The following is a 26,141-nucleotide window of genomic DNA, read 5'->3' as shown; positions in this document are numbered from 1 at the left end:
CACAGTCATCACTAAATGAGTTTAAGTATGAATATTGAACAACGTATCATTGAGAAACTTCGCCACTTAGAAGAGGAAATGAAATTAAAATTCCTTTGGAATGAACAGCCACCTTTACCGGAAGCCTTTAACAGTGTAGAGCCTTTTTGTATTGATACGATGGAGGCTATAGAGTGGCTGCAGTGGATTTTGATACCTCGTCTTCAAATGCTAATTGAACAAGGGGCGACTTTGCCGACTAATTTTGCAGTCGCACCTTATTTTGAAGAAGCTTATAAGCATGATGAAGAAGAGCAATACACGCTAATTATTGATTATTTGCGTGAGTTAGACGGTTTTTTCTCAACAAAGACCAGCGGGTAATTTATTGATGCTGGAAATTATTTATCACGACGAATATATGGTGGCAGTGAATAAGCCTGCGGGGATGCTAGTGCATCGCAGTTGGCTGGACAGTAAAGAAACCGTATTTGTGATGCAAACATTACGTGATCAAATTGGCCAGTATGTTTATCCCATTCATCGTCTCGACAGGCCTACCTCAGGTATATTACTTTTTGCATTATCGAGTGAGGTTGCAAGGCTGTTATCGGCTCAATTTGAAAACCACCAGTTAGAAAAAGTGTATCACGCCGTTGTTCGTGGTTATTTAACCGAAGAGCAAACCATCGATTATCCGCTATTAGAAGAGTTAGATAAAATAGCGGATAAACATGCGTCACGTGAACCTGTTCTACAGGAATGCGTTACCCACTGTAAACCGATAGCAACAGTTGAGTGCGCCATTGCGATTGGGCGATATGAAACATCAAGATTTAGTTTAGTTGAATTAAAACCTGAAACTGGTCGTAAACATCAATTGAGAAGGCATATGTCTCACCTTCGTCACCCTATTATTGGTGATAGCAAGCATGGAGACTTACGGCAGAATAGAGGGGTGAATACACATTTTTCAGTGTCTCGCTTGATGTTACATGCCAGCTTATTAAATTTAAATCACCCAATAACAAAAGAAAATATATCGTTAGTTGCCACGTGGGATACACAATGGTTGTCATTAATTGAGCAATTTGGATGGTCAGATAAAGTTGCAAAATTAGGGATAAACGTCATTAACTCATCAAGTTAACTATGAAATAGAGGGAATGTTATGTCAAAAATAGGCATTTTTGTTGGAACTGTCTATGGGAACTCTTTAGCTGTTGCGGAAACGGCACAAGAAATTTTAGAGCAGCAAGGGCATGAAGTGGTTGTTTTTGATGAGCCCACCTTGAATGATTGGCAACTTTATAATTCAGGCAATGAAATTGCACTTATTGTTACTTCGTCGACAGGGCAAGGGGATTTGCCTGATACAATCGCCCCGTTATATAGTGAAATCAAAGATGTTGTCGGTTATCAACCGGATTTGCGTTATGGCCTAATTGCTTTAGGCGATAGCAGTTATGAAAGTTTTTGTGGCGCTGGTATTCGTTTTGATGAGTTGTTATCTGAGCAATCAGCAACCCGTATTGGTGATATTTTATTTATTGATGCGATTGAAGTCGATGTTCCCGAGGAGTTTGCTAAGCCTTGGGTTGAAGCATGGGCTGAGTTACTTTAAATGTCTGCACCGTAGTATTACCAGTATTAATGATAAATATCGGCAGTACTACGGCGCAGTAAATCAATCGTTTCGCCTGTAAATTATTTACGGGTCAATTTTTCTAGATCCGCTTCAATTTCCGCGATCTTGTTTGAAACCACATGTTCAAGATGGCGTAAATCATCAAGAATTTTGTGTTTTAAATCAATGTCAGTTTGATCTGTTTGGCAAATTTGGTCTAATTCTTCGATGGCATAACGCAGGTTAGTGTTAATTTCATTAATTTCTTTGAAATTATTATTACCATCCGCAATGGTTTTACGCTGGCGTGGATATTTGAATTTTACGCTTTTAGCGAAAAACTCCCCTTTATCTTTGCGAAAATAAATTTTTAAAATGTCATTATTCGCTTCTTGGCGTAAGGTGTAGCGGTCGATGTCTTGAGGGTTACTGATGCCTAAACTTTTCAAATTATCGTACATGTTAGCTCGCTTTACTGTAGAGACAGAGTCGGTGAACAAAGTGATAGTGTGAGCAGGCCGTAACAATATCGGTCTATTTCTCGTTAAGAAGTTATCTATTCTACCCATCTGGGTGATAGATTGAATGATGTTATTACGCAAACAGCATCATTATAATGAAAAATAAAATAATACAGTTTTATTAGAGGTAAACGGCAAAAGCTACGGACATATTATGCGCGATTTCTAGAAATTGACAAACTTCTCTTTGCAATTAATGCGCTAATATTAAAAGGTAACGCTGATATGGCCACCCGAGTTGCATACGAGTGTATGCGATTCGGGATAGCTTCGATTTTTAACCTAATTACAATGGCTCACGACAAAAACTTATTATAAAAACCAGTAACAGGTTTGGTATGAGATTCTAGGTGATTAATTACTCATCAATCGTTCTTAATAATTCATTAATACCGACTTTGCCGCGAGTTTTTTCATCGACTTTTTTAACAATGACTGCGCAATATAGGCTATAGCGACCATCTTTTGATGGTAAATTTCCCGATACAACTACGGAGCCAGCAGGGACTCGGCCGTAATGAATTTCACCTGTTTCACGGTCATAGATTTTGGTGCTTTGTCCCAGATAAACCCCCATTGAAATAACGGAGCCTTCTTCAACAATCACCCCTTCGACCACTTCGGAACGAGCACCAATAAAGCAGTTGTCTTCAATAATCGTTGGGTTGGCTTGTAGTGGCTCTAAGACACCACCAATACCCACGCCACCAGATAAATGCACGTTTTTACCAATCTGCGCACATGAGCCCACGGTTGCCCATGTATCCACCATGGTGCCTTCATCAACGTAGGCACCAATATTGACATAAGATGGCATTAATACGCTATTTTTAGCGATATAAGCGCCTTTACGTACAGCCGCTGGAGGAACAACTCGGAAGCCTTCTTTCTCGAAGCGAGCTTGGTCATAATCTGCAAATTTCATCGGCACTTTATCGAAATAACGGCTTTCTGCACCGTCAATCACTTGGTTATCTTGAATGCGAAATGATAATAAAACCGCTTTTTTCAGCCATTGATGGGTAACCCAAACACCGGCAATTTTTTCAGCTACACGCAATTTGCCGCTATCGAGTAATGCAATGGTATCTAGCACGGCTTGTTTTACCGAACTTGATACAGTATTTGGTGTGATACTGGCTCGCTCTTCGAACGCTTGTTCAATGATCGCTTGTAAATGCTGCATTGATTGTATTTTCCTCTTGAATGACATAAAAGTGAACGTTCACCATGAAAATGTGATGGACGCTATATTTTATCCTTCGATTTTAGGGTTTCTGTCAACCTTTCTGATAACTCTTGTTGCATATTTTTAGTCAACGCTTTGTGATCTTTATCTGCTAACACAAAGAAATCTTCCACTTTTTCGCCAATTGTGGTGATGCGCGCGCCATACAGAGAAATTTCCATTTGAGCAAAAATATGACCGATGCGAGCTAATAAACCAGGTTGGTCCAAAGCGAACAACTCCATATAAGTGCGACGTTCGTTAGTGGAATGTAGAAAATTAACTTTTGTTGGCACGGTAAAGTGACGTAACTTTGACGGTAAAGTACGTGGCTTAGGCAGTGAAATTTCGGGTTGCTGAACGGCTAATAACAACATTTTTCGAATATGATCGTATCTGTCTTTGGATAGGGGGCTACCGTTAGGCTCAAGTACGACGAAGGTATCCATGGCCATATTGTCTTTGTTAGTAAAAATTTGAGCACTGTGAATGCTTAAATTTCGTCGATCTAATTCGCTGGCAACAGCGGCAAATAAATGGGGTTTATCATGGCACCAAATAAAAATTTCTGTTCCGCCATGTTTAGGTTGCGTGCTGATTAACACTAAAGGCTGGCTCAAATCATGGGCCAGTAGGTGCTTAGCATGCCATGCTAATTGGGATGGAGTGTGACGTAAAAAATAATCTGCATGGCAGCGGGACCATAACCCTTGTAGTTTTTCTTCATCAATGGATGATTGGCGCAGTAATGATAAAGCCTGATAACGATGGTGACGAATGCGTTCACGTAAGTCAGGGGTGCTTTGCATGCCTTGATTTAACTGGTGTTCTGTTGATAAAAATAGTTCACGAATTAAACTCTGTTTCCAACTATTCCACAGCGTGCTATTTGTCGCACAAATATCGGCAACAGTTAAACACATCAAGTAGTTAAGTCGTGAAACGGTTTTCACTTCCTCTGCAAATTGTTTAATGACATCAGGGTCTTGAATATCACGTCGTTGAGCGGTTACTGACATCAATAAGTGATTTTTCACCAACCATGACGCCAATTCAGCTTCTTTGGTAGAAAAATCATGCAGTAAGGCAAAATCATAAACAAACTCAGAGCCGAGATCGGAGTGATCTCCTGAGCGACCTTTAGCGATATCGTGGAAAATTGCCGCTAATCGTAAAAGCTCAGGTTGCAATAATTTAGGATAAACACTAACGCAAAGAGGGTGATCTCGCCGGTTTTCTTCTAAGGTAAAGCTATCAATTTTTTGCAGCACACGAATAGTATGTTCATCAACGGTATATGCATGGAATAGGTCGAACTGCATTTGCCCGACGATATTGCCCCATAGCGGTGTGTAAGCGCTTAATACACTATGAAGGTGCATGGGAACAAAAGCACCTTTGATTGCTCTGGGGTGGCGTAGAATTTTGATAAACAGTTTTCGGGCTTCAGGAATTTCACATAATGGCACTGAAAGGTTACGGCGTGCATAACGAAGCTGACGTAATGTGGTGGAATAGATCCCTGTAATATTTGGATAGCGAGCCATTTGATAAAACATTTTTAAAATAGCGGCTGGCTGCTTAATAAATAACTCTTCATCAATAACATCAATCAATGACCCGCGTAATTGGAATAGCGAATCAATAGGGCGTGGTTTTTCGTTAGGGTTAAGCGTTAAAATGGCCTCATCAAATAATTGTAATAGCATTTGATTGAGTTCTCTCACCCGGCGAGTGACACGATAGAAATCTTTCATCATTCGTTCAACGGGTTGGTTTTTTTCGCCCTCATAACCCAGTAACCGAGCTACACTAAACTGGCGGTCAAATAGTAGACGATTATCATGACGTTTCACCACTAAATGGAGTGCAAAGCGAATTTTCCATAAAAACATTAAGCACTCTTTGAGTTCTTGGCGCTCTTCTTCGGTGAGAAAGCCAAAGCCCACCATTTCATCGACGGTGGTTGCGCCAAAATGGCGCCTGCCGACCCACAGTAATGTATGGATATCTCGCAATCCCCCTGGGCTACTTTTAATATCAGGTTCTAAATTATAGCTGGTGCTATGGTAGCGTTGATGACGTTCTTGTTGTTCTTCAATTTTTGCAGCAAAAAAGACCGCGGAAGGCCAAAAATCATCGCTAAAAATGGTTTTTTGTAATTGTAAAAACAGGGTGACATCACCACAAATTAGCCGTGATTCAATGAGATTAGTTGCAGTGGTTAGGTCTGCATTTCCGGCTTCAATGCATTCAGCCAGCGAACGAACACTGTGGCCGATATCAAAGCGTAGATCCCACAATAGAGTAATAAATTGCCCAATTTCGCTAGCAATGTGCTCTGGAAGAGGGGTTTTGCTTAACACTAAAATATCAATGTCAGAAAGTGGGTGCAATTCATGGCGTCCATAACCCCCAACAGCGATTAGTGACATATCTGGTTGCTTATCAAATTGAAAGGATTGCCATAATCGCGTTAGTAAGGCATCAAGATAGTCACTACGTAAGTGAATGAGATCGACAACATCTTTACCTTGGTTGAAAGCCTCTTCGAGCCACTGATCAAAATTATCGACATGTTGCCTTAATGAATTAAGCTCAAGGTCATGAGCACTAAATTGATGAGGGGGTAGGTAGGAAGCTGAATTTACAGTCATCTTTATCTTTCCGTATTGATAGCAATAGGGGCTTAGCTACCAGCTTACGGTTTTTTGATAAAAATGAACAGAGGAAGAGCCTTCGGTTAGGAAGGCTCTACAGAGAAGATTATTCGTTAACTAATACTGCAGAGATAAACGGTTCTTCTTCTTTACGCAGTGTGAGGATTTCACAGCCGTTATCTGTCACAACTAACGTATGTTCATATTGGGCAGACCAGCCGCGGTCTTTGGTTTTTACTGTCCAACCATCTTTCATCGTACGAATACGATGATCGCCTGTATTGACCATAGGCTCAATGGTAAAAGTCATCCCTTTTTGCAGGACTACGCCACTGTCGTCAGCGTCGTAGTGTAGAACTTGTGGTTCTTCATGAAAACCTTGGCCAATGCCGTGGCCGCAATATTCACGCACAACAGAGAAATCTTGTTTTTCGACAAATTCTTGAATGGCTTTACCTAAAGTTCGTAAGCGAATACCCGGTTTAACCATACGAATTGCCAAATACAAGCTGTCTAGTGTGACTTGGCACAGGCGCTCACCTTGAATCGTCGGTTTACCAACGATAAACATTTTGGAGGTATCGCCATGGAAGCCATCTTTAATGACGGTAACATCAATATTGACAATATCGCCATCTTTCAAAATTTTATCATCACTAGGAATGCCGTGGCAGATGACATCATTGACGGATATACAAACTGATTTAGGAAAACCGTGATAATTCAGGCACGCAGGGATAGCTTGCTGTACGTCAACAATATGTTGATGACATAGGCGATCTAATTCACCCGTACTAACTCCCGGCACAACGTGCGGAGCAATCATTTCTAATACTTCTGCGGCTAAGCGGCCAGCAACGCGCATTTTCTGAATATCTTCTTCAGTTTTGATAATAATAGCCATGAGTGTAGTCCATTCATGCCAACATTGATTAACGGCATGTTAAAAAAGAGGGGTAAAAATAGGGAGCCCATTTTACATCGATGAGACATATGGTAACAGCCACCGCATTTTCTGCCAACTAGCTATCGAACGGATTCGAAAGTCGAAGTCTCTTTATAGTAGATAAGTAAAGGAGTGGAGCTTGTTCATTTTGAGCTTTTAACAGCACAAAATGCAAAGTAATAATGAAGGTCATCTAGAAGGCATTGCAAAAATAAGGCTTTTTTATCTTGCCAAATAGCGTCTATAATTGAGCTGAGCAATGGTTAAATATTGCTCAGGTCAATGGCTTTAAATCAAATCCACTTTTAGGCGCTTTTGTGAGCGAAAAAAACAACAAAAGTTGGCTTCTAGGTTGGTTTTATGGTATAAAGCGCGCCGGCAATCCATATTATTTCTTATCACCATCATCGAAATGTCATTTTATGGCGTCAAGATGAAGCCGCTGATAAAAATATTGGATGTGCGAAACTTAAAACTCAATTGTGTAATAACACACACAAATCGACACGTGCACCGGGGTGCTCTTATGCGTTTTTAAACGCAGCTTTGGAGTCGGTAGCATGGGATTTGTGGAGGCATAACCCCAATTACTTAAATACAGAGGTATTAAATGGCAACTGTTTCCATGCGCGATATGTTACAAGCAGGCGTACACTTTGGTCACCAGACTCGTTACTGGAACCCAAAAATGAAACCTTTCATTTTCGGTGCGCGTAACAAAGTTCATATCATCAACCTGGAAAAAACTGTTCCAATGTTCAACGAAGCTCTGGCTGAGTTGACTAAAATTGCTTCTCGTAAAGGCAAAATTCTGTTTGTCGGTACTAAACGTGCTGCAAGCGAAGCCGTTCAAGAAGCTGCTAACAGCTGTGATCAGTATTTCGTTAACCACCGTTGGTTAGGCGGAATGTTGACTAACTGGAAAACCGTTCGTCAGTCAATCAAACGTCTGAAAGATTTAGAAATTCAATCACAAGACGGTACTTTCGACAAACTGACTAAGAAAGAAGCGCTGATGCGTACTCGTGAACTTGGTAAGTTAGAAAACAGCTTAGGCGGTATCAAAGATATGGGCGGTTTACCTGACGCTCTGTTCGTTATCGATGCAGACCACGAACACATTGCTATCAAAGAAGCAAACAACCTGGGTATCCCAGTATTTGCTATCGTTGATACTAACTCTGATCCAGACGGTATCGACTTCGTTATCCCTGGTAACGATGATGCAATCCGTGCAATCAAACTGTATCTGGGCGCTGTAGCAAGCACCGTTCGTGAAGGTCGTTCACAAGATCTGGCTGTTCAAGCAGAAGAAAGCTTAGTAGAAGCTGAATAATAAGGCTCAAACCCTTATTTAGGTATTGCTATACAGGTACTGCTATATGTTAGAAGGGGCCTGATTTAGGCCCCTTCTATATATGAATCAGAACTATCCACGTGGGGAAGACTCCCACGGGGAATATCGAGGAATAAATCACATGTCTGGAATTACCGCTGCATTGGTAAAAGAACTGCGCGAACGTACTGGCGCAGGTATGATGGAATGTAAAAAAGCACTTGTTGAAGCTAATGGCGACATCGAATTAGCGATTGATAACATGCGTAAATCAGGTCAAGCAAAAGCGGCTAAAAAAGCAGGTCGCGTTGCAGCTGAAGGTGTTATCCTGACTGAAGTTTTCAACGGTGGTAAAACAGGTGCTCTGGTTGAGCTGAACTGCGAAACTGACTTCGTTGCTAAAGATGCAGGTTTCTTAGCATTCGGTAAAGAAGTTTTAGCTTCTGTTGTCGCTGACAAAAATGCTGATATCGATGCACTGAAAGCAACATTCGAAGAAGCTCGTACAACATTAGTTGCGAAAATTGGTGAAAACATCAATATTCGTCGTGTTGCTATTCTGGAAGGCGCACAAGTAGGTAGCTACCTGCACGGTGCTCGTATTGGTGTTTTAGTTGCGGCTGAAGGCGCTGACGAAGAATTACTGAAACACATCGCTATGCATATCGCTGCAAGCAAACCTGAATATGTAACTCCAGATGATGTTCCTGCTGATGTTGTTGCTCACGAGCATCAAATTCAGTTAGACATCGCGATGCAATCTGGTAAACCACGCGAAATCGCTGAAAAAATGGTTATCGGTCGCATGAACAAATTCACTGGCGAAATCTCTCTGACTGGCCAGCCTTTCGTAATGGACCCAAGCAAATCTGTTGGTGACTTACTGAAAGAGAAAGGTGCTACTGTTTCTGGTTTCCTTCGTTTCGAAGTAGGTGAAGGTATCGAGAAAGTTGAAACTGACTTTGCAGCAGAAGTTGCTGCGATGAGCAAGTAATCAACTAAGGGCCGCCAATTGGCGGCTCTGTTTTATATACATATATTCCCCTCGATGTTAGCGTCATCGGCATACGCTAGAATTTGTGTATAAAAAATTATATTTAAACTGATTAAAAATTTTAGGTACGTAGAACCATGTGATTCTGCGTGTGTTACCCCAATAAATATCTGTTAGGACAGAACACCATGGCAACCAATGCAAAACCCGTTTATCAGCGTATTCTGCTTAAATTAAGTGGCGAAGCCTTACAAGGCGCAGAAGGTTTTGGTATCGATGCTAGCGTTTTAGATCGTATGGCTCAGGAAATTAAAGAACTCATAGAACTGGGTATACAGGTCGGTGTGGTTATTGGCGGTGGTAACCTGTTTCGTGGTGCTGGTTTGGCACAAGCTGGGATGAACCGTGTTGTCGGAGACCACATGGGAATGCTAGCAACGGTGATGAACGGACTCGCGATGCGTGATGCATTACATCGCGCCTATGTGAATGCAAGACTGATGTCTGCGATCCCGCTTAACGGTGTCTGTGATAACTATAGCTGGGCAGAGGCCATTAGCTTGTTACGTCACGGCCGCGTTGTTATTTTTTCGGCAGGAACAGGAAACCCATTCTTTACAACAGACTCCGCTGCGTGCCTACGTGGTATTGAAATTGAAGCGGATGTTGTGTTAAAAGCAACAAAAGTTGATGGTGTTTATTCAGCAGACCCTGCTAAAGACCCTGACGCAGTTCTTTATGAAAATCTGAGCTACCAAGAAGTGTTGGAACGTGAACTTAAAGTGATGGACTTAGCGGCATTCACATTAGCACGTGACCATAACTTACCGATTCGCGTATTCAATATGAATAAGCCGGGCGCTCTACGACGCGTAGTTATGGGCGAAAATGAAGGAACTCTGATTTCTCACAATTAATACTCAGAGACATGACCTGAGTTTAAATGTATTATCTAATATAAATTCAGACAATTTAAGCGAGGTCGCATGCGGCCTTTAATAACCAGTTCTTAAGGGTTGAAAACGTGATTAACGAAATCCAAAAAGATGCTCAAGACCGTATGGAAAAGAGCCTTGAAGCATTCAAAAACCAAATTAGTAAAGTTCGCACCGGCCGTGCATCGCCAAGCCTATTAGATGGCATTACTGTTGAGTACTACGGTTCAGCGACACCTTTGCGCCAATTAGCTAACGTCACTGTTGAAGATTCACGGACATTAGCTATTTCGGTTTTTGACCGTAGCATGTCACCAGCGATTGAAAAAGCAATCATGGCATCAGATTTGGGCCTGAACCCGTCATCAGCGGGTACTGTTATCCGTGTTCCACTTCCTCCATTAACGGAAGAACGTCGTAAAGACTTAATTAAAGTGGTCCGTGGTGAGGCAGAGCAAGGTCGTATCGCAGTTCGTAACGTTCGCCGTGACGCTAACGACAAAGTCAAAGCGTTACTGAAAGATAAAGAAATCAGTGAAGATGACGAACGTCGTTCACAAGATGATATCCAAAAACTGACTGATAACTACATCAAGAAAGTTGATGAAGCATTAGCGCAAAAAGAAGCAGAGTTGATGGAATTTTAATCCATCATAATAATAAAGCCACCAATGCAGACGGTAAAAGTGTGCGTTAGCGTGGCTTTATTATTTTTCAAGTTTATTAAAAAATCCTTTCTAACCTCTAAGCTGATATAATCTCAGTATTGAATTAATACAGAGTACTCAATCACTATGAAACGTCTGACAATCCTAGGTTCTACAGGCTCAATTGGTACAAATACACTTTCTGTTGTTCGCCAAAATCCCGAAAAATTTCAAATTGTTGCTTTAGTGGCAGGAAAAAATGTCACTGAAATGGCGAAACAGTGCCTTGAGTTTAATCCGAAATATGTCTCAATGGCGGATGAATTATCAGCAAAAGCCTTAAAAACTATTTTGATTGAGAATAACTGCAATACTGAGGTTTTGTCAGGAAAACAAGCGGCTATTGACCTTGCGGGCCTTGATGATGCCGACCAAGTTATGTCAGCAATTACCGGAGTTGCCGGTTTACTTCCTACCTTGGCTGCAATACGTAAAGGTAAAAGAATATTATTAGCGAATAAAGAGTCTTTAATTACCAGTGGCCGTTTATTCTTTAATGAGATTCGTAAGCACAATGCAACCGTGTTTCCTATTGATAGCGAGCATAATGCTATTTTCCAAAGTTTACCGGAAATTATTCAACGCAATTTAGGCTTTGCTGATTTATCAGCCTCGGGTATTTCAAGTATTGTTTTGACCGGTTCTGGCGGGCCTTTTAGGGATACACCATTATCGCATTTTGATAACGTGACACCTGATGAAGCATGTAACCATCCAAATTGGTCAATGGGACGAAAAATATCAGTTGATTCAGCGACAATGATGAATAAAGGTCTAGAATATATTGAGGCTTGCTACTTTTTTAATGCGAATGCTGAGCAGATGGAAGTAATTATCCATCCTCAATCGGTTATTCATTCTATGGTTCGGTATAAAGATGGCAGCGTGATAGCACAACTGGGTACGCCTGATATGCGCACTCCGATTTCATATAGCATGGCTTATCCTCAACGTATCATATCTGGTGCAAAACCTCTTGATTTTGCAACGCTTTCATCATTAACGTTTGTTCAGCCTGACTACCAACGCTATCCTTGCTTGAAGCTCGCAATCGATGCCTGCCACCAAGGGCAAGCCGCTACAACCGCGCTTAATGGTGCAAATGAAGTGACTGTTGCGGCCTTTCTTGAAGGCAAAATACGCTTTACGGATATAGCAAAAATTAACCACAGTGTATTAGATAGCCAAGTTTTTTCTGAACCTGTTTCAATTGAAGAGGTCTTAGAAATCGACGAGCGAGCACGTAAAAATGCAGAAAAAATAATCGCTCAGACAATTTAGCGCTGGTATGTGTTTTATTTAGTTGCTGATAGCCATAATAACTCTTTAATATGTGACGTGTTTAAAAAAAGAAAAATAACATAGCACTACTTTGAGAATTAAGGATGTGTCTTATCAGCAAATTCAATAATAGTAGTTATTATTGGTCTGTATACTCAAAGTGGTACTCACAAGGATTAATATTTAATGAACTCTAGTGGTGAAAATCTCTCTGATTCAATGATGCCTAAGCATGTTGCTATCATTATGGATGGTAATGGTCGATGGGCTAAGCAAAGAGGGAAACTCAGAATTACAGGTCATAAGGCAGGTGTTGAATCTGTCCGTAATTCGGTGCGTTTTGCGGTGAAAAATAAAATTAGTTCGCTCACATTGTATGCATTTAGCAGTGAAAACTGGAGACGACCAGAGAAAGAAGTGAGTTCTCTAATGGAACTATTTGTTTTTGCCCTTGATAATGAAGTTAAGAACCTGCATAAAAACAATGTCAAACTAAAAGTCATTGGTGATATTAGTCGTTTTAGTGAACGCCTCAGAAAAAGAATTGATAAGGCAGAAGCATTAACGCAAAACAACACTGGGTTAAAACTGAATATAGCCGCGAACTATGGTGGTCGCTGGGACATCAGTAACAGTGTAAAACAAGTATTTGCAAAGGTACAAAGTGGTGAGCTTTCTATTGATGACATCAATGAAGAAAATATTAATGACCATATTTGTATGCATGATCAAGAAAATGTCGATTTAGTCATTCGAACTGGTGGGGAGCATCGCATTAGCAACTTCCTATTATGGCAAGTCGCTTATGCGGAATTTTATTTCACCAACGTTTTGTGGCCAGATTTTGATGAAATGGTGTTTCAGAGTGCAGTTGATGCTTTTAGTAAGCGTGAGCGCCGTTATGGTGGAGCTGAATCAGATGATGAACTGGGCAAGGAATAGGGGATAGATGTGCTGAAATATCGTTTACTTACTGCGATAGTCTTAATACCGATTGTTATAGCAGCTCTGTTTTTACTTTCCCCAGCAAATTTTGGGCTTGTCGTAATTGCGGTTTGTGCTTTAGGAGCTTGGGAATGGGCACAATTTGTCGGCTGGCATTCACAAGCTAAACGTGTCGGGTTGGCGGTTGTTTTTGCAGCAATATTACTTGCAATGCAATTTTCTATCTCCAATATAAACCAGTTCTCCTCTGAGCCTATGGTTTTGTATGGCCTGTGGGCAGGTCTTATTTGGTGGGTAATAGCGATTATTTTAGTTGTTACCTACCCAGCATCGGCTTCTTGGGGTAAATCAGCAATTATCCGGTTGTTATTTGGCGTGTTAACGATTATCCCATTTTATTGTGGAATGATGGTTTTAAGAACTGTGGGTTATCAAAGTGATACATTCTTCGGTGCTTGGTGGTTACTGTATGTCATGTTGCTAGTTTGGGGGGCGGATTCAGGTGCCTATGCATTTGGTCGTACTATCGGACGCAACAAAATGGCACCTAAGGTATCTCCCGGTAAAACGTGGGAAGGCTTAGTCGGTGGGCTGATAACAGCAGGGATTATCTCATGGTTATTTAGCGCCTTTGCGCCAATCCCTGTGATGCCTGATTATTTACTAGTGACTTCAATTATTGTTGTTGTAGTATCAGTATTTGGTGATTTGACCGAAAGTATGTTTAAGCGTCAATCAGGTATTAAAGATAGTAGCCACTTAATTCCAGGGCATGGCGGTATTTTGGATCGTATTGATAGCCTGACGGCAGCAATCCCTGTTTTTGCTGGGCTAAATTTGTTAATTTTTAACGGTTTTGGTCTTTAGGAAGATACATGGGATTTATTTGGAGTTTAGCTGCATTTATTATCGCGATAGGCGTGTTAATTACAGTACACGAGTTCGGTCACTACTGGGTTGCTCGTCGCTGTGGTGTTTATGTTGAGCGCTTCTCTATTGGCTTTGGCAAAACGTTATGGCGCAAAGTCGATAAACAAGGTACTGAATTTGTTTTGGCAATGATCCCGTTAGGGGGGTATGTCAAAATGCTTGATGAGCGAGTTGGTAGCGTTTCTCCTGAGCGTCGTCATCAAGCGTTTAATAATAAAACAGTAGGTCAACGAGCCGCCATTATTGGTGCGGGGCCCATTGCGAACTTTTTATTAGCAATTGTTGTCTATTGGGTAGTCTTTATGATAGGGGTTCCTTCTGTGAAACCTGTCATTGAAGACGTAAAACCAGGTTCTATTGCGGCAATTGCAAATTTTGAACCAAAAATGGAACTAAAATCCATTGATGGCATCGAAACTCCTGATTGGAATTCAGTTCGCTTAGCATTGGTCGGCAAAATAGGTGACCACGAACTGACTGCACAAGTATTACCGAGTGGTTATAATGAACCGATGACAAAAACGGTTGATTTAACGACTTGGCAGTTTGATCCTGAGAAACAAGATCCAATTTTGTCGTTAGGGATAATGCCTGTTTCTGCAAAAATTGACCCTGTTATTCAAAAAGTCACTGAGGGGTTAGCTGGCGAACGAGCAGGTTTACAGAAAGGTGACAGAATAGTCAGTGTTAACGGGGAGGTATTAGGCCTTTGGAACCCAGTAACACGAATTATTCGTAATAACCCAGGTGTACCGTTAAAACTAGAAGTACAACGGTCGCAACAATTGGTTTCACTCACGTTGACTCCTGATAGCCAAGATGGACAACGTGGAGAGAAAATTGGATTTGCAGGCGTAGAACTTTCAGTGTTACCGTTAGCAGATGAATATAAAATGGTGCAGCAATATGGACCATTCTCTGCGTTTTACCAAGCCAGTGATAAGACGTGGCAGTTAATGAAGTTGACGGTCAATATGATGGGTAAACTAGTTGTTGGGGATGTCAAACTCAATAACTTGAGCGGTCCGATATCTATCGCTAAAGGTGCGGGGGTATCCGCCGAGTCAGGCTTGGTATATTATTTGATGTTTATTGCGCTTATTAGCGTCAATTTAGGTATCATCAATCTGTTTCCATTGCCTGTTTTAGATGGGGGGCACTTGCTCTTCTTATTAATTGAAAAAATTAAAGGAAGTCCAGTGTCTGAGCGAGTACAAGACTTTAGTTTTCGGATAGGTGCAATGGCATTGATTCTGTTAATGGGACTTGCACTTTTTAATGATTTCTCTCGCTTCTAATTTTTATAAGCTGGGGACCAGTAAGGAATACGCATAACAACGATGGCGATGAAAAAGTTGCTCATAGCGTCGCTGCTTTTCGGCAGCGCCACTGCATACGGTTCAGACGGATTCGTAGTTAAAGACATTCGTTTCGAAGGTCTACAACGCGTCGCCGTTGGTGCAGCATTATTGAACATGCCAGTTAGGGTTGGCGATTCAGTTGATAACGATGATATCAGCCGTTCGATCCGTTCCCTATTTTCAACCGGTAACTTCGAAGATGTTAGGGTCCTGCGTGATGGAAACACGCTGATCGTTCAAGTTAAAGAGCGGCCAACGATTGCCAGTATCACCTTTACAGGTAATAAGTCTGTTAAAGATGATATGCTCAAGCAGAACTTGGAAGCTTCAAATATCCGCGTTGGTGAGGCACTTGACCGCACGACAATTGCGAATATCGAAAAAGGTTTAGAAGACTTTTACTATAGCGTTGGTAAATATAATGCAACAGTAAAAGCTGTTGTGACACCTTTACCACGTAACCGTGTGGATTTAAAATTTGTTTTCTCTGAAGGTGTTTCAGCTCAAATTCAGCAAATTAATATTGTAGGTAATAAAAATTACACTACAGCAGAATTAGTTAATAAGCTGCAATTGCGTGATGATGTACCTTGGTGGAACCTTGCTGCTGACCAAAAATACCAGAAGCAAAAACTGGCGGGTGATTTAGAAACTCTGCGCAGTTTTTATCTTGACCGCGGTTATGCACGTTTTAACATTGACTCCACGCAAGTCAGTCTGACTCCAGACAAAAAAGGCATTTATATTACGATTAACATTACTGAAGGCGACCAATACAAAATATCGGGTGTCGAAGTTAATGGTAATACTGCAGATCACTTAACTGAAATCCAAGAACTTATCACTATCACACCGGGAGAGTTATATAACGGTGCTCAAGTGACAAGCATGGAAAACAAAATCAAAGATATGTTTGGCCGCTATGGTTATGCATATCCTCGAGTAATGACACAGCCTGAAATCAACGATGCAGATAAAACCGTGAAATTGCATTTAAATATTGATGCAGGTAACCGTTTCTATGTGCGTGAAATTCGTTTCCAAGGCAATGACACCAGTAAAGACACCGTTTTGCGTCGTGAAATGCGCCAAATGGAAGGGGCATGGCTTGGAAATGACCTTGTTGAACTCGGTAAAGAACGTCTGAATCGTACAGGTTATTTCGAAACTGTTGATGTTGAGACTCAACGTGTACCGGGCAGTCCTGACCAAGTAGATGTTATCTACAAAGTTAAAGAGCGTAATACAGGTTCAATGAACTTTGGTATCGGTTTTGGTACTGAAAGTGGTGTGAGTTTCCAAGTTGGGGTTACACAAGATAACTGGTTAGGTACAGGTAATGCGGTTGGTATTAACGCAAGTAAAAATGACTACTCAACTAACGTTGAATTCTCATTTACTGACCCGTATTTCACCGTGAATGGTGTGAGCTTAGGCGGTCGTATTTTCTATAACGACTTTAGTGCGAAAGATGCGGATCTATCAGGCTATAACAACAAAACGTATGGTCTAGACAGTTTCTTAAGCTTCCCGTTCAATGAAAATAACTCTTTCCGTGTTGGTGCGGGTTACGTTCATAACCGACTTTCAGACATGCGAGCTCAAGCTGCGATGTGGGATTACCTCGACTCTATGGGGAAAAATCCACCAGTTACAGAAAATGGGCGTAATAAAGAAAGTTTTGATGCGGATGACTTTACGCTTAACTTAGGTTGGACTTATAACTCGTTAAACCGTGGTTTCTTCCCAACATCGGGTAATAAAACGAACGTATCGGGTAAAGTAACAATACCTGGCTCTGATAACGAATACTATAAACTGCGCTTTGATACCGCACAGTATTACCCACTGGATGAAGACCAAACTTGGGTAGTTCTGGGACGTGCACAAGCAGGTTATGGTGATGGTATTGGCAGTAAACAAATGCCATTCTACGAAAACTTCTATGCGGGTGGTTCAAGCACCATTCGTGGTTTTCGTTCGAATAATATCGGTCCAAAAGCGGTTTACTTGAAGAGAATTAATGGTGTGGATGGCCCTGAGCCAGGAAGCCCATCAAGTGATGCAGTCGGTGGTAATGCGATGTACGCGGCATCATTTGAGTTAATCACTCCGACTCCATTTATTGACGAAAAGTATTCGAACTCAGTTCGTACGTCTCTGTTCGTTGATGCGGGTACAGTATGGGACACTAATTGGAACAGTATCAATGCTGATTGGCGTAAAGGTATGCCTGACTACGGTAAGGCAACTAACGTCCGTGCTTCTGCTGGTGTTGCTTTACAATGGATGTCCCCTCTTGGACCACTGGTCTTCTCTTATGCGCAGCCGATTAAGGACTACGAAGGGGATAAATCAGAACAGTTCCAATTTAATATTGGTAGAACGTGGTAAGCTATTCCAGTTTCTACTTATGATGGCTCCCATAATTTTGTGGGAGCAACCAAAATTTCCAGCCATACGTATGGGTTAAGGAGTTTAGTGTGAAAAAATTGTTGTGTGCAGCGGGTGTGAGTATTGCTTTAGCAATGTCTGCGGGTGCTTATGCTGAGAAAATCGCTATCGTCAATGTTGGTGAAATTTTCCAAAATATGCCTGCGCGTGAAGCCGTTGCTAAACAGCTTGAAAGTGAATTCAAAAGCCGTGCGACTGAGTTACAAAATCTAGAAAAAGATTTGCAAACTCGTGTTGAAAAATTGCGCCGTGATGGTGCAACTATGAAGCAAAGTGAGCGCGAAAAGCTTGAATCTGAACTCATGACTAAACGTGATCAATTCGCTGAAAAAGCGCAAAAATTTGAAGAAGACAACCGTCGTCGTCAAGGTGAAGAGCGTACTAAAATTTTAACTCGCATTCAGGACTCTATTAAGTCTGTTGCCGCTAAAGAAGGCTATGATGTCGTTATCGATGCAAATGCAGTTGCCTATGCAAAAGATAGCGTTGACATTACAAGTCAGGTTCAAAAACAGGTTAAATAATAGATGTCTTCAATTCGATTGGCTGACCTTGCTCAGCAGTTGAATGCGCAATTACACGGTGATGGTGATATTACCATCACTGGTATTGCTCCAATGCATTCAGCGAATAATCAACAGATTACTTTTTTATCTGACAGCCGTTATAGTGACAAATTGGCCGATTGCCAAGCTGCAGCGGTGGTTCTCACAGCAAAAGATCTCGAAGCATGTAAAGTAGCTGCACTGGTAGTGGATAACCCATACCTTGCTTATGCACGCATGGCTCAAATTATGGATACAACGCCAAGTCCGGCTGAAGATATCCACGCATCAGCGGTAATTGCTGATGATGCAAAACTCGGTAAGAATGTCGCAATTGGCGCAAATGCTGTTATCGAAAGTGGTGTTGAACTTGGCGATAATGTGGTGATTGGCGCAGGTTGTTTTGTCGGTAAAAATACACGCATAGGCACAGGCACCCGTTTATGGGCAAATGTCAGCGTGTACCACAATATCGAAATCGGTACACATTGTTTAATTCAATCTGGCACCGTGATTGGTTCAGATGGTTTCGGTTATGCGAATGATCGTGGTAATTGGATCAAAATTCCTCAGTTAGGTACAGTGATCATCGGCGATCGTGTTGAGATCGGTGCAAGCACAACGATTGATCGCGGTGCGTTAGATAACACTGTGATTGGTAATGGGGTTATTATCGATAACCAATGCCAAATTGCACACAATGTCATAATTGGTGATAATACCGCAGTTGCTGGCGGGGTTATCATGGCTGGTAGTTTAAAAATCGGTCGTTACTGCATGATTGGTGGGGCTAGCGTCATCAACGGTCATATGGAAATTTGCGATAAGGTCACAGTAACAGGAATGGGTATGGTCATGAGGCCTATCACTGAACCTGGAGTATATTCTTCAGGAATTCCTTTACAGCCTAATAAAGCTTGGCGTAAAACAGCTGCTTTAGTCTTAAGTATCAATGAGATGAATAAGAGACTGAAACACGTTGAGCGTGAATTAGATAGCCAAAATCAAAAAAATCAGTAATCATTTTGTAATTCAGGCTAAAATAGTTATCTGAGTTACGTTTTCCGGCCTGCCAGTTAACCTAATTTATGGGTTAAAGCAGGCCGATTCATTAATTAAACCGTATTAATAGACAGGAAGAGTATTTCGATGAGTGATAATCATACTCTGAATATAGAAGAAATCTTAGAACTGCTTCCACACCGTTACCCATTCCTTTTGGTTGACCGTGTATTAGATTTTGAAAAAGGCAAATCATTGCGTGCAGTGAAAAATGTGTCATTTAATGAGCCATTTTTCCAAGGGCACTTTCCAAGCAAACCCATTTTTCCTGGCGTATTAATTTTAGAAGCCATGGCACAAGCGACTGGGATCCTTGCGTTTAAAAGCGTTGGAAAATTAGAGCCTGGTGAGTTGTACTATTTTGCAGCGATAGACAATGCGCGTTTTAAACGTCCTGTTCTACCAGGAGACCAAATGGTCTTAGAAGTAGAATTTATTAAAGAACGTCGCGGAGTTGCACGTTTTAAAGGTGTTGCTAAAGTTGATGGAGAAGTGGCCTGCGAAGCAGAAATGATGTGCGCCCGTCGCCGTGAGGTCTGATATGATTGATAATACAGCCTATATTCATCCGTCCTCTATCGTAGAAGATGGAGCTATCATCGGTGCCAATGTTCGTATTGGCCCTTTTTGTTATATTGGCGCGAATGTCGAAATTGGCGAAGGTACTGAGTTGAAATCTCATGTTGTCGTTAATGGCCATACAAAAATAGGCCGTGACAATGTGATTTTCCAGTTCGCTTCCATTGGTGAGATTAACCAAGATCTTAAATATCAAGGTGAACCAACACGAGTTGAAATCGGGGATAGAAACCGTATTCGTGAAAGCGTAACTATTCATCGTGGTACAGTTCAAGATGTTGGCCTGACAAAAGTGGGCAATGATAATTTACTGATGGTGAATGTGCATATTGCCCATGATTGTATCATTGGCAACCGTTGTATTATTGCAAATAACGGTACTTTAGGTGGCCATGTAACACTTGGTGATTATGCCATCATTGGTGGTATGACCGCAGTTCATCAATTTTGTAAAATTGGTGCTCATGTTATGGTCGGCGGTTGCTCTGGTGTTGCACAAGACGTGCCACCTTATGTTATTGCACAGGGTAACCACGCAACACCATTTGGTTTAAATCTTGAAGGTTTAAAACGCCGTGGTTTTGAAAAAGAATCACTACATGCTATTCGTAATGCATACAAGGTGTTATATCGTTCAGGTAAATCATTAGAAGAAGCACGTGAAGAAATCGCGGAAGCGGCAAAAGCCAATGAACACGTTAAAGTGTTTAGTGATTTCTTAGAGGATTCAGCACAGTCTAAACGTGGTATTATTCGTTAATCTAGTATTAATGAATCTGGGCCTTTAATAAGGAGCGAATTTCGGTGAATAATAGCCGCCCACTTACTATTGGCCTTGTTGCCGGAGAAACATCTGGTGATATTCTCGGTGCTGGGCTTATCCGTGCACTTAAAGAGCAAATACCAGATGCTCGCTTTGTTGGTGTTGCTGGTCCATTAATGCAAGCGGAAGGTTGTGAAGCTTGGTATGAAATGGAAGAGCTTGCTGTCATGGGCATTGTTGAAGTCCTTGGCCGTCTACCTCGGCTATTATCCATTCGTAAGGATTTAACCCAGCGTTTTACTGAACTACAGCCGGATGTTTTTGTTGGGATTGATGCCCCTGATTTTAATATTACCCTAGAGGGGCGCTTAAAATCGAAAGGTATCAAAACCATTCATTACGTTAGCCCATCAGTTTGGGCATGGCGCCAGAAGCGGGTATTTAAAATTGGTCGTTCAACAAATTTAGTATTAGCTTTTTTACCTTTTGAAAAAGCATTTTACGACCGTTTTAATGTTCCTTGCCGTTTTATCGGGCATACAATGGCGGATGCCATTCCATTACATCCTGATAAACAAGCCGCTCGACATCGGCTGAATATTCCTGAGCATGTTAAATGTTTGGCTTTACTGCCAGGAAGTCGTCATTCAGAAGTCGAAATGCTAAGCGCAGATTTTCTCAATACAGCGAAAATATTACAACGCAATATCCCTGATTTACATATTGTGGTGCCGTTGGTGAATGAAAAACGCCGCCAGCAGTTTGATGAGATAAAAGAAAATACCGCACCTGAATTGCAAGTCCATATTTTAGATGGTCAGGCACGTGATGCAATGATTGCAGCAGATGCGACTTTGTTAGCATCAGGAACAGCAGCACTTGAGTGTATGCTAACAAAATGCCCAATGGTGGTGGGGTATCGTATGAAACCTTTCACTTTCTGGTTAGCTAAACGGTTAGTGAAAACGCCGTATGTTTCTTTGCCTAATTTGTTAGCAGAAAAAGAAATTGTGAAGGAGTTACTACAAGAGGAATGCCAGCCTGATAAACTCGCACAGCAGTTGCTTCCTCTCCTAGATGGTGGAGAACAGGTTGAAAACCTGAAACAAACTTTTTTACAATTACATCAGCTCATTCGTTGTGATGCAGATAAACAAGCTGCTGAAGCGGTATTAGATATGGTCAAAAATTAATGGAATTTATCTATCCAAAAGCAAATTTAATCGCTGGTGTTGATGAAGTGGGTCGAGGCCCGCTAGTTGGAGCTGTAGTGACCGCGGCAGTGATTCTTGATCCCAATAACCCAATTACAGGGCTGGCAGACTCAAAAAAACTCACCGAAAAAAAACGTGAGAAATTATTTGATGAAATCCAACAAAAAGCGCTGTGTTGGTGCATTGGTCGCGCAGAACCAGAAGAAATTGATAACATAAATATATTACATGCAACTATGTTAGCGATGCAGCGCGCCGTTGCGGGTTTATCTATTGTTCCTGAGTATGTTTTAATTGATGGCAACCGCTGCCCTAAATTGCCAATGCCTTCACAAGCAGTCATTAAAGGCGACAGCCTAGTACAAGAAATTAGTGCAGCATCCATTTTAGCTAAAGTAATTAGGGATAGGGAAATGGTCGAATTGGACAAAACCTTTCCTGAATATGGCTTTGCGAAGCATAAAGGCTACCCAACCGCGTATCATTTAGAAAAATTGGCGGAGTATGGTGCAACTGAATTCCATCGTAAAAGCTTTGCTCCAGTGAGAAGAGCTTTAGACAGCAATAAGTAGGTATTAGGTCGATGGCATCACCTCGTTTTATTCATTTACGTGTTCACAGTGACTATTCCATGATTGATGGGCTAGCCAAAACGGGGCCACTGGTTAAAAAAGTGGCTTCAATGGGCATGCCTGCGTTTGCGATCACCGATTTTACTAACCTTTGTGGGCTAGTCCGGTTTTATGGTGCAGCACATGGTGCAGGGATCAAACCCATTATTGGTGCTGATTTTTATGTGGAAAGTGAACTATTGGGTGATGAAATATCTCACTTAACTGTTTTGGCACGGAATAATGAAGGTTATCAAAACCTTACCCTACTAATCTCTGAAGCGTACCAAAAAGGCTATGGCGCGGTTGGACCAACGATTAAACGTGAATGGCTGGCTAAGCACAAAGACGGCTTGATTTTACTATCTGGTGGCCGTAAAGGGGATGTCGGGCAATTTCTATTAAGGGGTAATCAAGCCTTAGTGGATGAGTGCCTTGCATTCTATGAAACGCATTTTCCAGATAACTACTACTTAGAGTTAGTCAGAACCGGGCGGCCAGATGAAGAAAGTTATCTGCATGCGGCTGTCGAGTTAGCAACTAAAAAAGGCTTGCCTGTTGTTGCAACGAATGATGTTTGCTTCATTGATAGTAGTGATTTCGATGCCCATGAAATACGTGTTGCTATCCATGATGGTTTTACATTAGCTGATCCAAAAAGGCCTAAAAATTATAGCCCTCAGCAATATTTACGTTCCGAAGAAGAGATGTGTGAGCTATTTGCTGACATCCCTGAAGCGTTAGAAAACAGTGTAGAGATTGCTAAGCGTTGTAACGTCACAATTCGCCTTGGTGAATACTTCTTACCGCAGTTCCCAACAGGGGATATGAAAACCGAAGACTTTTTGGTTATGCGGTCAAAAGAAGGGTTAGAAGAGCGCCTCGAGTTTTTATTCCCAGACGAAAAAGTACGAGCGGAAAAACGCCCTGAATACGATGAGCGTCTGGAAATTGAACTTAATGTGATTAATCAGATGGGGTTCCCCGGTTACTTCTTGATCGTGATGGAATTTATCCAATGGTCAAAAGATAATGGCGTACCTGTGGGGCCGGGGCGAGGTTCTGGGGCAGGTTCCCTTGTTGCCTACGCATTAAAAATAACAGACCTTGACCCACTGGAATTCGATTTACTATTTGAGCGTTTCTTGAACCCTGAACGTGTATCAATGCCTGACTTTGACGTCGATTTCTGTATGGAAAAACGCGACCAAGTGATTGATCACGTAGCCCAAATGTATGGGCGTGACGCTGTTTCACAAATCATTACCTTTGGTACTATGGCGGCCAAAGCGGTTATCCGCGACGTGGGGCGCGTACTTGGGCACCCATATGGTTTTGTGGATAGAATTTCAAAATTAGTGCCGCCAGACCCCGGTATGACACTGGAAAAAGCGTTCGAAGCAGAACCACAGCTACCTGAAATTTATGAAGCTGATGAAGAGGTCAAAGCGCTTATCGATATGGCGCGTAAGCTCGAAGGTGTCACACGAAATGCTGGTAAACATGCGGGTGGGGTGGTTATCGCTCCAACTAAAATTACTGACTTTGCGCCGCTTTATTGTGATGCGGAAGGTAATAACCCTGTCACACAATTCGATAAAAACGATGTCGAATATGCAGGGTTAGTGAAGTTTGACTTCCTTGGTTTACGGACGTTGACGATCATTAACTGGGCGTTGGAAATGATCAACGCGCGTCGTGCTAAGAAAAACTTAGAACCAATTGATATTGCAGCTATTCCGCTACACGATCAAAAAAGCTTTGATATGCTGCAACGTTCAGAAACCACAGCGGTATTCCAATTAGAATCCCGTGGAATGAAGGACTTAATTAAGCGATTACGCCCCGACTGCTTCGAGGATATGATCGCACTGGTGGCATTGTTCCGTCCCGGGCCTCTGCAATCAGGCATGGTAGATAACTTTATTGACCGTAAGCATGGTCGTGAAGAAATATCGTATCCAGATGTACAATGGCAACATGAATCATTAAAACCTGTTCTAGAGCCCACATATGGCATTATTTTATACCAAGAACAGGTTATGCAGATTGCTCAGGTTTTAGCTGGCTATACGCTTGGCGGTGCGGATATGCTACGTCGTGCGATGGGTAAAAAGAAACCTGAGGAAATGGCGAAGCAGCGTTCTGTTTTTGAAGAAGGTGCAATCAAAAACGGGATAGACGGCGAGCTATCAATGAAAATCTTTGACTTGGTAGAGAAATTTGCCGGTTATGGGTTTAATAAATCGCACTCAGCTGCCTATGCTTTAGTTTCTTATCAAACATTATGGTTAAAAGCACACTATCCCGCTGAATTTATGGCTGCAGTCATGACCGCTGATATGGATAATACGGAAAAAGTGGTCGGTTTAGTTGATGAATGTTGGCGAATGGGCTTAAAAGTATTGCCGCCAGATATCAATAGTGGGCTTTATCACTTCCATGTAAATGATGAAGGTGAGATAGTTTACGGTATCGGTGCAATCAAAGGGGTCGGTGAAGGCCCGATCGAAGCCATTGTTGAAGCTCGTCAGCAAGGCGGCATCTTTAAAGAGATTTTTGACCTTTGTGCGCGAGTTGATATTAAAAAAATTAACCGTCGTGTGATGGAAAAGCTTATCATGGCAGGGGCATTTGACCGATTAGGCCCTCATCGTGCAGCGTTGATGTCTTCCCTTGAGGATGCGTTAAAAGCGGCTGACCAACATGCTAAAGCAGAGGCAATAGGCCAAGCCGATATGTTTGGTGTACTAGCTGAAGCACCTGAACAAGTTGAAAGTTCATATGCAAGTGTACCTAAATGGCCAGAGCAAGTAGTATTGGATGGTGAACGAGAGACGCTTGGTTTATATTTAACAGGGCATCCAATAACGCGATACTTGAGCGAAATAGAGCGCTATACTAATGGGCTTAGATTAAAAGATGTGAACCCCACCCCTCGTGGTCAAGTAACAACTGTGGTAGGTTTAGTACTTTCAGCTAAAGTGATTACAACCAAGCGTGGAAATAGAATCGGGATTTGTACGCTTGATGATCGTTCCGGTCGTCTGGATATTATGTTATTTTCAGATGCACTCGATAAGTACCAACATATGTTGGAAAAAGACAATATCCTGATAGCCACCGGTCAGGTCAGCTTTGATGATTTCAATGGTGGTAATAAAATGACAGTGCGTGAGTTAATGGATATTAGTGAAGCAAGGGAAAAATATGCACGAGGACTTGCAATTTCACTGTCAGATAAACAAATTAACGATCAATTGCTGAACCGGCTTCGCAGTACTCTTGAACCTCATCGTTCAGGAACGATCCCGGTTCATCTGTATTACCAGAAGGATGATGCCAGAGCCAAGCTTAAATTTGGTGTTGTTTGGCGTGTGACGCCAGTGGATCCCCTTTTGAACGATCTTCGAACTCTGCTGGGTAGTGAGCAGGTAGAATTAGAATTTGACTAAAATAGGAA

23 protein-coding genes are annotated in these 26,141 nt (G+C 41.7%); 19 read left to right on the top strand and 4 right to left on the bottom strand.

Features of this window, described 5'->3' with window-relative positions; all coding sequences use genetic code 11:
- Nucleotides 1-27 precede the first annotated feature (27 nt).
- Genes PSE72_RS08325 through PSE72_RS08315 form a run of 3 tightly spaced genes read left to right on the top strand, consistent with a single transcriptional unit; the run spans nt 28 to nt 1,603 of the window.
- Complete coding sequence (locus tag PSE72_RS08325; protein WP_115167789.1) at nt 28-363, top strand: YqcC family protein; 336 nt, start codon at nt 28-30, stop codon at nt 361-363.
- Nucleotides 364-370: 7 nt separating this feature from the next.
- Entirely contained in the window at nt 371-1,129 is a 759-nt protein-coding gene (gene truC / locus PSE72_RS08320) for a tRNA pseudouridine(65) synthase TruC (protein WP_115167788.1), read from the top strand.
- A gap of 21 nt (nt 1,130-1,150) precedes the next feature.
- A complete protein-coding gene (locus tag PSE72_RS08315) occupies nt 1,151-1,603 on the top strand; it encodes a flavodoxin (RefSeq protein WP_115167787.1) in 453 nt (150 codons plus the stop codon).
- A gap of 83 nt (nt 1,604-1,686) precedes the next feature.
- Here the strand turns inward: PSE72_RS08315 and PSE72_RS08310 are convergent, their stop codons facing one another.
- The 4 genes from PSE72_RS08310 to map all read right to left on the bottom strand — a co-directional run bounded on the left by PSE72_RS08310 (nt 1,687) and on the right by map (nt 6,919).
- Nucleotides 1,687-2,067 carry a DUF3461 family protein gene (locus tag PSE72_RS08310; RefSeq protein WP_004908747.1) on the bottom strand — a complete coding sequence of 127 codons (381 nt, stop codon included), beginning with the start codon at nt 2,065-2,067 and terminating at the stop codon, nt 1,687-1,689.
- 418 nt (nt 2,068-2,485) lie between these two features.
- Complete coding sequence (gene dapD, locus PSE72_RS08305; RefSeq protein WP_004908750.1) at nt 2,486-3,313, bottom strand: 2,3,4,5-tetrahydropyridine-2,6-dicarboxylate N-succinyltransferase; 828 nt, start codon at nt 3,311-3,313, stop codon at nt 2,486-2,488.
- Nucleotides 3,314-3,375: 62 nt separating this feature from the next.
- Nucleotides 3,376-6,012 carry a bifunctional uridylyltransferase/uridylyl-removing protein GlnD gene (gene glnD, locus PSE72_RS08300; RefSeq protein WP_115167785.1) on the bottom strand — a complete coding sequence of 879 codons (2,637 nt, stop codon included), beginning with the start codon at nt 6,010-6,012 and terminating at the stop codon, nt 3,376-3,378.
- A 109-nt stretch (nt 6,013-6,121) separates the two neighbouring features.
- Nucleotides 6,122-6,919: a type I methionyl aminopeptidase gene (gene map, locus PSE72_RS08295; protein ID WP_036957992.1), complete on the bottom strand. Its 798-nt coding sequence runs from the start codon at nt 6,917-6,919 to the stop codon at nt 6,122-6,124.
- A gap of 652 nt (nt 6,920-7,571) precedes the next feature.
- Between map and rpsB the strand changes: the two genes are divergently transcribed.
- From rpsB to dnaE, 16 genes are all read left to right on the top strand, one after another.
- On the top strand, nt 7,572-8,297 hold the full coding sequence (gene rpsB, locus PSE72_RS08290) for a 30S ribosomal protein S2 (protein WP_004908759.1): 726 nt from the start codon (nt 7,572-7,574) through the stop codon (nt 8,295-8,297).
- Between the two features lie 142 nt (nt 8,298-8,439).
- Complete coding sequence (tsf, locus tag PSE72_RS08285) at nt 8,440-9,291, top strand: translation elongation factor Ts (RefSeq protein WP_115167784.1); 852 nt, start codon at nt 8,440-8,442, stop codon at nt 9,289-9,291.
- Between the two features lie 188 nt (nt 9,292-9,479).
- The gene (gene pyrH / locus PSE72_RS08280; protein ID WP_004257499.1) at nt 9,480-10,208 is read left to right on the top strand and encodes a UMP kinase; all 729 of its coding nucleotides are present in this window, start codon (nt 9,480-9,482) and stop codon (nt 10,206-10,208) included.
- A gap of 107 nt (nt 10,209-10,315) precedes the next feature.
- Nucleotides 10,316-10,873 (top strand): ribosome recycling factor, encoded by a 558-nt coding sequence (gene frr, locus PSE72_RS08275; protein ID WP_004908767.1) that lies wholly within the window; start codon nt 10,316-10,318, stop codon nt 10,871-10,873.
- A gap of 147 nt (nt 10,874-11,020) precedes the next feature.
- Nucleotides 11,021-12,214, top strand: a complete 1,194-nt coding sequence (gene ispC, locus PSE72_RS08270) for a 1-deoxy-D-xylulose-5-phosphate reductoisomerase (protein WP_115167783.1) — start codon at nt 11,021-11,023, stop codon at nt 12,212-12,214.
- A gap of 186 nt (nt 12,215-12,400) precedes the next feature.
- Nucleotides 12,401-13,156 carry a polyprenyl diphosphate synthase gene (gene uppS / locus PSE72_RS08265; RefSeq protein ID WP_109911801.1) on the top strand — a complete coding sequence of 252 codons (756 nt, stop codon included), beginning with the start codon at nt 12,401-12,403 and terminating at the stop codon, nt 13,154-13,156.
- A gap of 9 nt (nt 13,157-13,165) precedes the next feature.
- Nucleotides 13,166-14,026, top strand: a complete 861-nt coding sequence (cdsA, locus tag PSE72_RS08260) for a phosphatidate cytidylyltransferase (protein WP_004908774.1) — start codon at nt 13,166-13,168, stop codon at nt 14,024-14,026.
- Between the two features lie 8 nt (nt 14,027-14,034).
- Nucleotides 14,035-15,387, top strand: a complete 1,353-nt coding sequence (rseP, locus tag PSE72_RS08255) for a sigma E protease regulator RseP (protein WP_115167782.1) — start codon at nt 14,035-14,037, stop codon at nt 15,385-15,387.
- 42 nt (nt 15,388-15,429) lie between these two features.
- Entirely contained in the window at nt 15,430-17,844 is a 2,415-nt protein-coding gene (gene bamA / locus PSE72_RS08250; RefSeq protein WP_109911803.1) for an outer membrane protein assembly factor BamA, read from the top strand.
- Between the two features lie 89 nt (nt 17,845-17,933).
- A complete protein-coding gene (gene skp, locus PSE72_RS08245) occupies nt 17,934-18,428 on the top strand; it encodes a molecular chaperone Skp (RefSeq protein WP_115167781.1) in 495 nt (164 codons plus the stop codon).
- 3 nt (nt 18,429-18,431) lie between these two features.
- Nucleotides 18,432-19,469 (top strand): UDP-3-O-(3-hydroxymyristoyl)glucosamine N-acyltransferase, encoded by a 1,038-nt coding sequence (lpxD, locus tag PSE72_RS08240; RefSeq protein ID WP_109911804.1) that lies wholly within the window; start codon nt 18,432-18,434, stop codon nt 19,467-19,469.
- Nucleotides 19,470-19,598: 129 nt separating this feature from the next.
- Nucleotides 19,599-20,051 carry a 3-hydroxyacyl-ACP dehydratase FabZ gene (fabZ, locus tag PSE72_RS08235; RefSeq protein ID WP_004257450.1) on the top strand — a complete coding sequence of 151 codons (453 nt, stop codon included), beginning with the start codon at nt 19,599-19,601 and terminating at the stop codon, nt 20,049-20,051.
- 1 nt (nt 20,052) lies between these two features.
- Nucleotides 20,053-20,850, top strand: a complete 798-nt coding sequence (gene lpxA / locus PSE72_RS08230; protein ID WP_004908785.1) for an acyl-ACP--UDP-N-acetylglucosamine O-acyltransferase — start codon at nt 20,053-20,055, stop codon at nt 20,848-20,850.
- A 44-nt stretch (nt 20,851-20,894) separates the two neighbouring features.
- Nucleotides 20,895-22,046, top strand: a complete 1,152-nt coding sequence (gene lpxB, locus PSE72_RS08225; RefSeq protein WP_115167780.1) for a lipid-A-disaccharide synthase — start codon at nt 20,895-20,897, stop codon at nt 22,044-22,046.
- A complete protein-coding gene (gene rnhB / locus PSE72_RS08220; RefSeq protein WP_115167779.1) occupies nt 22,046-22,639 on the top strand; it encodes a ribonuclease HII in 594 nt (197 codons plus the stop codon). Before lpxB ends, rnhB begins: the two co-directional genes overlap by 1 nt.
- An 11-nt stretch (nt 22,640-22,650) precedes the next feature.
- Nucleotides 22,651-26,133, top strand: coding sequence for a DNA polymerase III subunit alpha (dnaE, locus tag PSE72_RS08215; protein ID WP_198641593.1), 3,483 nt, complete (start codon nt 22,651-22,653; stop codon nt 26,131-26,133).
- Nucleotides 26,134-26,141 lie beyond the last annotated feature (8 nt).

The sequence above is a fragment of the Providencia sp. PROV116 genome (genome assembly GCF_028482485.1).
GTDB classification, from domain to species: domain Bacteria; phylum Pseudomonadota; class Gammaproteobacteria; order Enterobacterales; family Enterobacteriaceae; genus Providencia; species Providencia rettgeri.
This window is presented reverse-complemented; position numbering and strand designations above follow the sequence as displayed.